Below are 8,340 nucleotides of genomic sequence, written 5' to 3' on the forward strand. Positions count from 1 at the left end.
GCCGACCCCGCACCCGACCGGGCCGGCCTCCCCCACGAACGCGAAGAGGTGACATGACCGGGCGCAGCGAGGAGCGGCCGCCGGGCCGCGGTGAGAACCGGCCGGGTGCCGAGTCGCCGTCCGGCGACTGGTACGTGGCCGACACCTACGCCCAGGACCCGTACGCCGCCGACGCGTACCGGGCCCCGCAGGACGGCCAGGACCCGTACGGCCTCCGGGCCGCCGGGCCCGCCGCACCGCAGCCGCAGGCCGCCGCGTACGACGTGCCGCCGCAGCTGCCGCCGCAGGCCGGCGGCTACCCCGCGCCGGTCCCGCCGACGCCGTTCGCACCGCCGGTCCCGCCGGTGCAGCCCGGCTGGGACACCCCGGTCGGCTGGCGGGAGCCCGGCGGCGAGGCCCAGGCGGCCGGCGGTCAGTGGGGTGGCGCGGAGCAGCCGCAGCAGCAGTGGGAGCCCGGCCCCGCGCACTCCCGGTGGGACTCCGAGACCACCGAGTACGTCGGCGTGGACGCGCTGTTCGGCAGTGGCCGGGCGGAGGGCGCGGCCCCGCCGCAGGCGCCCCGGCCCGCGCCCGTGCCGCCGGTCGCCCCCGTGCCGCCGGTCGCCCCCGTGCCGTCCGGCCCCGCGCCGTTCCCGCCCGTGGGCGGGTACCCGGCGCAGGAGGGCCGCGGCGACGGGCCGCGCCCGTTCGTGCCCCCGATCGAGTTCGACCCGCCGCTCTCCGAGGAGGAGGCCACCATGCAGGTGGCCGCGGTGGCGCTGCCCCCCGCGGTCGAGCCGCTGGAGGACCTCGCCGCCGAGGAGCACGCCGTACAGGCGCCGCCCGCGGAGTCCGCGCCGGCGGCCGGCGGCGGCAAGGTCGCGAGCCTGCTGAACTCCAGCGCGATCATGGCGGCCGGCACGCTGGTCTCCCGCGGCACCGGCTTCCTGCGCACGATGGTGATCGCGGGCGCGATCGGCATCGCCGTCATGGGCGACTCCTACAACGCGGCGAACACCCTGCCGACCCTGCTGTACATCCTGATCGGCGGCGGCGCGCTGAACGCCGTCTTCGTGCCGCAGCTGGTCCGCAGCATGAAGAACGACGAGGACGGCGGCACCGCCTACGCCAGCCGGCTGCTCACCCTGGTGATGGTCGGCCTCGGCGGCGTGGTGTTCCTCGCCGTGCTCGGGGCGCCCGTCCTGGTGCAGCTGATCGCGCACCCGATGATGGAGAACGCGGCCCGCGCCGAGACCACCGTCGCACTGGCCCGGTACTGCCTGCCCACCATCTTCTTCATGGGCATCCACGTGGTGATGGGCCAGATCCTCAACGCCCGCGGCCGGTTCGGCGCGATGATGTGGACCCCGGTCCTCAACAACATCGTGGTGATCTTCACCTTCGCCGCCTACATCTGGGTCTACGGGGGCTTCAACTCCACCCAGGTGACGCCGGAGAACATCACCCCCGAGGGCGTGCGGCTGCTCGGCCTCGGCACGCTGATCGGCCTGGTCGTCCAGTCGCTGGCGATGATCCCGTACCTGCGGGCGGCCGACTTCCACTTCCGTCCGCGCTTCGACTGGCGCGGCCACGGCCTCGGCAAGGCCGCCCGCCTCGCCAAGTGGACGTTCTTCTTCGTCCTCGCCAACCAGGCCGGCTACCTCGTCATCACCCAGCTGGCCACCGCGGCCGGCAGTGCCGCCGAGCACGGCGGCCACGGTGGCGTCGGCCTCGCCGCGTTCTCCAACGCGCTGCTGATCTGGCAGCTGCCGCAGGCCGTCATCACCGTCTCGATGATGAGCGCGGTGCTCCCCCGGCTCTCCCGGGCGGCGGCCGACGACGACGCCGGCGCCGTCCGCGACGACCTCTCGTACGGGCTGCGCACCACCGCGGTGGCGGTCGTCCCGGCCGCGTTCCTGTTCCTGGCCCTCGGCCCGGCGATCGGCCGCTCGATCTACGCGGTCGGCGGCGGCACCGCCTCCCTGGACAACGCGACCAACGTCGGCCTGATGCTGTCCGCCTTCGCGCTCGGCCTGATCCCGTACTCGGCGCAGTACGTCATGCTGCGCGGCTTCTACGCCTACGAGGACACCCGGACGCCGTTCTCCAACACCGTCTGGGTGGCGGCCTGCCAGGCCGGCTTCTCGCTGGTCTGCTGGTTCGCCCTGCCGCCGCAGTGGACGGTGACCGGCATGGCCTTCGGCTACGGCCTCGCCTACGCCGTCGGGGTGACGGTCGCGGCGCCGAAGCTGAAGAAGAAGATCGGCGGGCTGGACACCAAGAGCATCGGCCGGACCTACAGCCGCCTGGCCGCCGCGTGCGTCCCGGCCGCCCTGGTCGGGCTCGGCGTCAGCCTGGCGGTCCAGCGCGCGCTCGGCGGCTGGCCGGGCAGCGTCGCCTCGGTCGTCGTGGCGGGCGGCCTCCAGCTGGCCGTGTTCGTGCTCATCGCGAAAAGGCTCCGGATCGAGGAGCTCAACGCCATGCTCGGCATGGTGCGCGGCCGGCTCGGCCGCTGACCCGACGCACCAACCGGCCGGACCAGCCGACGCCCTGAGCGGGCGTCAACCGTGAGGATCGGCTCACGGGCCGGTCCGGCCCGGCACCGGGCCGCCACCCGCACCGGGACCGCCCGGCCCCGCTGGTGGCGGCCCGGTGTCGGTTCTGCACCACATCTCTCCACCTCCAGGCAACCGAGCGGCCCCCTCAGCGGTCGTACCCGGTGGAGAAGAGTGGGCACAATTGTCCTGGAGCACAGGGCCGCCAACCCGCGGGCTCCAGCGACTCTCTCAGCCGGGGCGACACAAGGGGAGGCAGGACCACGGTGGCTGATGGCACCAAGGCGGTCGTCGACACGTCAGCAGCTGACGCGGCGGCGGACGACGCCGCACTGGCCGCGGCGATCGACGAGCTCGCGGGCGCGAAGACCGCCCCGGGCGACGACGTCCCCTCCTCCGGCACCTGCGCCCCGGACGGCCCGGCGGCCACCGCCGACTCCGGCTCTCCCGCCGACGGCACCTCGGCCGACGAGGACGCCTCGGTCGGTGAGGAGGCGTCGATCGGCGAGGAGACTTCACTCGGTGAGGCGGCCTCGCTCGGTGAGGAGACTTCGGAGATCACCGCGCCGCTCTCGGTCGACGAGATCGCCGCCGAACTCGCCGCCGGCGGCAAGGCGAAGAAACCGGCCGGGGCCCCGCAGGCGGCCGACGGCACCCCCCGCCGCGCACCCACCGACCCGCAGCCCACCCTCGACCCGCGCGACACCTCCACCCTCCCCCGCACCCTCCCCGCCCCGATGCGGCACAGCGGCGACAAGATCGGCCACCGGTACCGGCTGGAGGAGTGCATCTCCCACACCGAGACCTTCAGCAGCTGGCGCGCCGTCGACGAGAAGCTGCGCCGGGCCGTCGGCGTCCACCTGATGGCCTCCGGCCACCAGCGCGCCCGCAAGGTGCTCGCCGCCGCCAAGTCCGCCGCCCTGCTCGGCGACCCGCGCTTCGTCCAGGTCCTGGACGCCGTGCAGGAGGGAGAGCTGGTCTACGTCGTGCGGGAGTGGCTGCCGCACGCCTCCGACCTCGCCAAGCTGCTCGCCGGCGGCCCGATGGAGCCGCACGAGGCGTACCAGATGGTCCGCCAGGTGACCGACGCGGTCGCCGCCGCCCACCGGCGCGGCCAGGCCCACCTGCGGCTCACCCCCCGCTGCGTGCTGCGCACCGACAGCGGCCAGTACCGGATCAACGGCATCGCGGTGGACGCCGCCCTGCGCGGGCTGCCCGCCGAGGGCGACACCGACGACGCCGAGCGCGCCGACACCCGTGCCATCGGCGCGCTGCTGTTCGCCGCGCTCACCCACCGCTGGCCCTACCCGGAGGACCGCTACGACCTCCAGGGCCTGCCCAAGGGCCTCCAGAACGCCGCCCCCGACCAGGTCAGGGCCGGCGTCCACAAGGGCCTGTCCGAGCTCGCCGCGCGCGCCCTGTTCGACCACCCGCCGCACCACGCCCAGCCGATCACCACGCCGGAGGAGCTGGCCAAGGCGATCGCGCTGATGCCCCGCATCCGCCAGCCCGAACCCGAGCTGCCCGTCTTCACCCCGCCGCCCCGGCACAACACCCACGCCCTGCCGACCGCGCCCAACCCGACCCGGGTCATCGACGGTCCCGTCGTGCCGCCGCTGCCGCCGCAGGCCCGTCCCCGTCCGTCCGCCGTCCGCCGCACCCGGCGCCGGCTGCGCCGGGTGGTCAAGGCGACGGCCTGGACGGTCGCCCTGGGCGCCATCGGCGTCGCCTCCTGGCAGGCCGTCGACCACCTGCGCAACAACGGCTCGGCCATCGCCGCCCCGCAGCCGTCGGTCAGCACCGCCGCACCGAGCGCGCACGCGGCCACGCACACGCCGGTCCCGATCCCCGTCAAGGACGCGATCTCGTACAACCCGAGGGGCGACTCCCCGGAGTCCACCTACCTGCTCCCGAAGGTCTTCGACGGCGACCCGAACACCTCCTGGGTGACCAAGAGCTACGTCGACCCGTTCGGCCCCAAACCCCCGCTCAAGGACGGCACCGGCCTGCTCATCGACCTCGGTTCGCCGCAGTCGGTCAGCTCGGTGAACGTCCAGTTCGGCGGCCTCCACACGGCCGAGCTGCGGGTGCCGAACGCCCAGGCCTCCGCCAACCCGGCCTCGGCCCAGCCCGAGGCCTACACGGTGCTGGACAAGCAGAGCGGCTCCACCGTCGACTTCACCCTCACCAGCCCGACGACCACGCGCTACCTCTTGATCTGGCTGACCAGTCTGCCCAAGGATCCGAATGACAGCGGCAGGTACCGTGGGCAGGTCAACGAGGTCAAGGTCTTCGGCTGACCGGACGACCGCGCACACCGACGGCAAGGGCAGGTGACAGTGGCGGACGACGACGCGACGCTGCTCGCGCGGCACGTCGCCGGCGACCCGGACGCCTTCGGGCAGCTGGTGAACCGCCACCGCGACCGGCTCTGGGCGGTCGCCCTGCGCACGCTGGGCGACCGGGAGGAGGCGGCCGACGCGCTCCAGGACGCCCTGGTCTCCGCCTTCCGCGCCGCACCCGGCTTCCAGGGCCGCTCCGCCGTCACCACCTGGCTGCACCGGATCGTGGTCAACGCCTGCCTGGACCGCGCCCGCCGCAGCGCCACCCGCCGCACCAGCCCGCTGGACGACGACCCGCAGCGGCTGGACACCCTGGTCGGCGCCGCCGAGCCCGCCGACTCCCCCGTCGTCCGGGCCGAGGTGCACCGCGAGGTGACGGCGGCGCTCGCCGAACTGCCCGCCGACCAGCGGGCCGCCCTGGTCCTGGTCGACATGCAGGGCTACCCGGTCGCCGAGGCCGCCGAGCTGCTGGGCGTGCCGGTCGGCACGGTGAAGAGCCGCTGCGCCCGGGGCCGGGCCCGCCTGCTGCCGCTGGTCCGCCACCTCCGCGAGGGCGGCGGAGGCGATGTTCCACGTGAAACGGCGTCCGCCCCGGGCGCCGCACCACCACGGCGGAACGCGCCGGGGAATGCGCCGAAGAAGGCGCCGGGGAACCCAAGTGGCGCCCGCACCGTCACAGGAACAGGCCCCGACAACGGCCGGACGATTCTGGAAGGAGACGCGAGCACGCGATGACGGTCCCCTTCTCCTCCCCCGACCCGTCCGACCCCACCGACTCCTCCGGGTCCCACCCCTCCGTCGACGAGCTCGCCGACCTCACCGAGGAGCTGATCGAGGACGCCGCCGCCGTCGAGGCCCTGCACCGGCACCTGGCCGGCTGCGCCGAGTGCCGCGAGACCGTTGATGCGCTCGGCGAGGTCCGGGCGCTGCTGGGCGGGGTCGAGGCCCCGCCGATGCCGGCCGACGTCGCGGCCCGGCTGGACGCCGCCCTCGCCGACGAGGCCGCCCGGCGCGACGCCTCCGACGGGCCGTACGAGGCCCCCGGGAGCACGCGCGGACCCGCCGCCCCGACCCCGCCGCCCCGACCCGCCACGGCGCCCGCAGCGCCACCCGCGCGGGCCGTCGGCGCCACCGGTCCCGGCCGTCCCCGCTCCCGGCGGCGGCGTGCCGGTCTCCTGCTCGGTGCCGCCGCCGCGCTCGCCGCGATCGGCCTCGGCGGCGCACTGCTGTACCCGGCGGACTCCGGCTCCCAGAAGTCGGCCTCCTCGGCCGCCGCGCCGGCCACCGCCGACGCCGGGCACAGCTCCAAGGGCGGACACGCCCTGGGCGGGGGCACCGAGTACCGCGACGACCAGCTCGCCGCCCAGGTCCAGAAGCTCCTGGCCGGCTCGGGCACCGTCGTGGGCTCGCCCCCGAACGGCGTCGCCAAGCCCTCCGCCGCGGCACCGGCCGAAGGGCGGCAGCCGCTCACCTCGGAGCCGGCGCCCGGAGCCGGCCGGACCTGCCAGGCTCCGGACGCGGCCACGGGCACGCCGCTGGCCACCGACCACGGCACGTACGCCGGGTCCCCGGTGGAGGTCCTGGTCTACTCCGTGCCCGGCAAGCCCGGCGAGGTCGACGTCTACCTGCAGTCCCCCGCCTGCACGGTCGTGCTGCACCGCGAGGTCCCCGCCCATTGACCGGCCCGGCCCCGGTGGTGCTTCCGGAACTCCTCCGGAACCCTCCCGGAACCCGTCCGGTTCCCGTGCGATCGACGCCCGGGCCGCCACGCCGCTTCCGGAGTGCGGGCACCTGGTACTGATCCGCCTGGGAATGCGAGACACTGGTCAGTCGTTGTCCCGGGCGGCGGAGCAGGACCGCCCTCCCCGCAGCAAACGCGGGTCGCGATGCTAACCAGGAGATGCAGTGAGCGACGTCCGTAACGTGATCATCATCGGTTCCGGCCCGGCCGGCTACACCGCCGCGCTCTACACGGCCCGTGCCTCCCTGAAGCCGCTGGTCTTCGAGGGTGCCGTCACCGCCGGTGGTGCGCTGATGAACACCACCGAGGTCGAGAACTTCCCGGGCTTCCGGGACGGCATCATGGGCCCGGAGCTGATGGACAACATGCGCGCCCAGGCCGAGCGCTTCGGCGCCGAGCTGGTCCCGGACGACATCGTCGCGGTCGACCTCACCGGTGACATCAAGACCGTCACCGACTCCGAGGGCAACGTGCACCGGGCCCGCGCCGTGATCGTCACCACCGGCTCCCAGCACCGCAAGCTGGACCTGCCGAACGAGGACAAGCTCTCCGGCCGCGGCGTCTCCTGGTGCGCGACCTGCGACGGCTTCTTCTTCCGCGACCAGGACATCGCGGTCGTCGGCGGCGGTGACACCGCCCTGGAGGAGGCCACCTTCCTGTCCCGCTTCGCCCGCAGCGTCACGATCATCCACCGGCGGGACACCCTGCGCGCCTCCAAGGCGATGCAGGAGCGCGCCTTCGCCGACGAGAAGATCCGCTTCGAGTGGGACAGCGCGGTCGAGGCCATCCACGGCGACCCGAAGCTGAGCGGCGTGACCCTGCGCGACACCACCACCGGCGAGACCCGCGAGCTGGACGTCACCGGTCTGTTCATCGCGATCGGCCACGACCCGCGCACCGACCTGTTCAAGGGCCAGCTGGACCTCGACGCCGAGGGCTACCTCAAGGTCGAGGCCCCCTCCACCCGGACCAACATCCCGGGCGTGTTCGGCGCCGGCGACGTCGTCGACCACACCTACCGCCAGGCCATCACCGCGGCCGGCACCGGCTGCTCGGCCGCCCTGGACGCCGAGCGCTACCTCGCCGCGCTGGACGACCTGGAGGCCAAGGCCGCCGCCGTCGCGGTCTGAGTCCCGCCGCACCGACCGATCCCCCCGCGGGGGTGCCACCCGGTGTTCCACGTGGAACACCCCCGCTCCGGCCAGGCAGAAACAGAACGGGTCCGCCCGTTGTTCTCCTGGCAGCAGCCCTCACCGTCCGAACCCGAGGAGTCCCCGTGGCCGGCGCCACCACCACCGTCACCGACGCGACGTTCCAGGCCGACGTCCTGGACAGCGACAAGCCCGTCCTGGTCGACTTCTGGGCCACCTGGTGCGGCCCGTGCCGCCAGGTCGCCCCGATCCTGGAGGAGATCGCGGCCGAGCACGGCGACAAGCTGACCATCGCCAAGCTCGACGTGGATGCCAACCAGGTGACGGCCGCCCAGTACAACGTCATCTCGATCCCGACCCTGATCGTGTACAAGGGCGGCGAGCCGGTGAAGTCCATCACCGGTGCCCGTCCGAAGGCCGCGCTGCTGCGCGAGCTGGCCGAGTACATCTAGGTCCTCGACCACCTGCGGAGGGGGGGGGGGGGCCCCCCCCCCCGGGCCCCCCCCCCGGGGGGGGGGGGGGGCGCCCCCCCGCCGCCGGCGGGCGCGGGGGCGAGCGCCCGCCCGCCGGGG

The 8,340-nt window shown here is 74.7% G+C and carries 6 protein-coding genes; all 6 read left to right on the forward strand.

Annotated features, from left to right (window positions below; translation table 11 throughout):
- The first annotated feature begins 53 nt into the window (after positions 1-53).
- The 6 genes from murJ to trxA all read left to right on the forward strand — a co-directional run bounded on the left by murJ (position 54) and on the right by trxA (position 8,220).
- Positions 54-2,495, forward strand: a complete 2,442-nt coding sequence (gene murJ / locus ACFV4G_RS19020) for a murein biosynthesis integral membrane protein MurJ (protein WP_380441721.1) — start codon at positions 54-56, stop codon at positions 2,493-2,495.
- A 305-nt stretch (positions 2,496-2,800) separates the two neighbouring features.
- Entirely contained in the window at positions 2,801-4,834 is a 2,034-nt protein-coding gene (locus tag ACFV4G_RS19025) for a serine/threonine protein kinase (RefSeq protein WP_380441723.1), read from the forward strand.
- A gap of 33 nt (positions 4,835-4,867) precedes the next feature.
- Entirely contained in the window at positions 4,868-5,611 is a 744-nt protein-coding gene (sigM, locus tag ACFV4G_RS19030) for an RNA polymerase sigma factor SigM (RefSeq protein ID WP_380441725.1), read from the forward strand.
- Positions 5,608-6,555 (forward strand): anti-sigma factor family protein, encoded by a 948-nt coding sequence (locus ACFV4G_RS19035; RefSeq protein WP_380441727.1) that lies wholly within the window; start codon positions 5,608-5,610, stop codon positions 6,553-6,555. Before sigM ends, ACFV4G_RS19035 begins: the two co-directional genes overlap by 4 nt.
- Before the next feature lie 226 nt (positions 6,556-6,781).
- A complete protein-coding gene (gene trxB, locus ACFV4G_RS19040) occupies positions 6,782-7,747 on the forward strand; it encodes a thioredoxin-disulfide reductase (RefSeq protein ID WP_380441729.1) in 966 nt (321 codons plus the stop codon).
- A 146-nt stretch (positions 7,748-7,893) separates the two neighbouring features.
- Entirely contained in the window at positions 7,894-8,220 is a 327-nt protein-coding gene (gene trxA, locus ACFV4G_RS19045) for a thioredoxin (protein ID WP_380441731.1), read from the forward strand.
- The last annotated feature ends 120 nt before the right edge of the window (positions 8,221-8,340 follow it).

Source organism: Kitasatospora sp. NPDC059747 (assembly GCF_042732955.1).
GTDB lineage: Bacteria > Actinomycetota > Actinomycetes > Streptomycetales > Streptomycetaceae > Kitasatospora.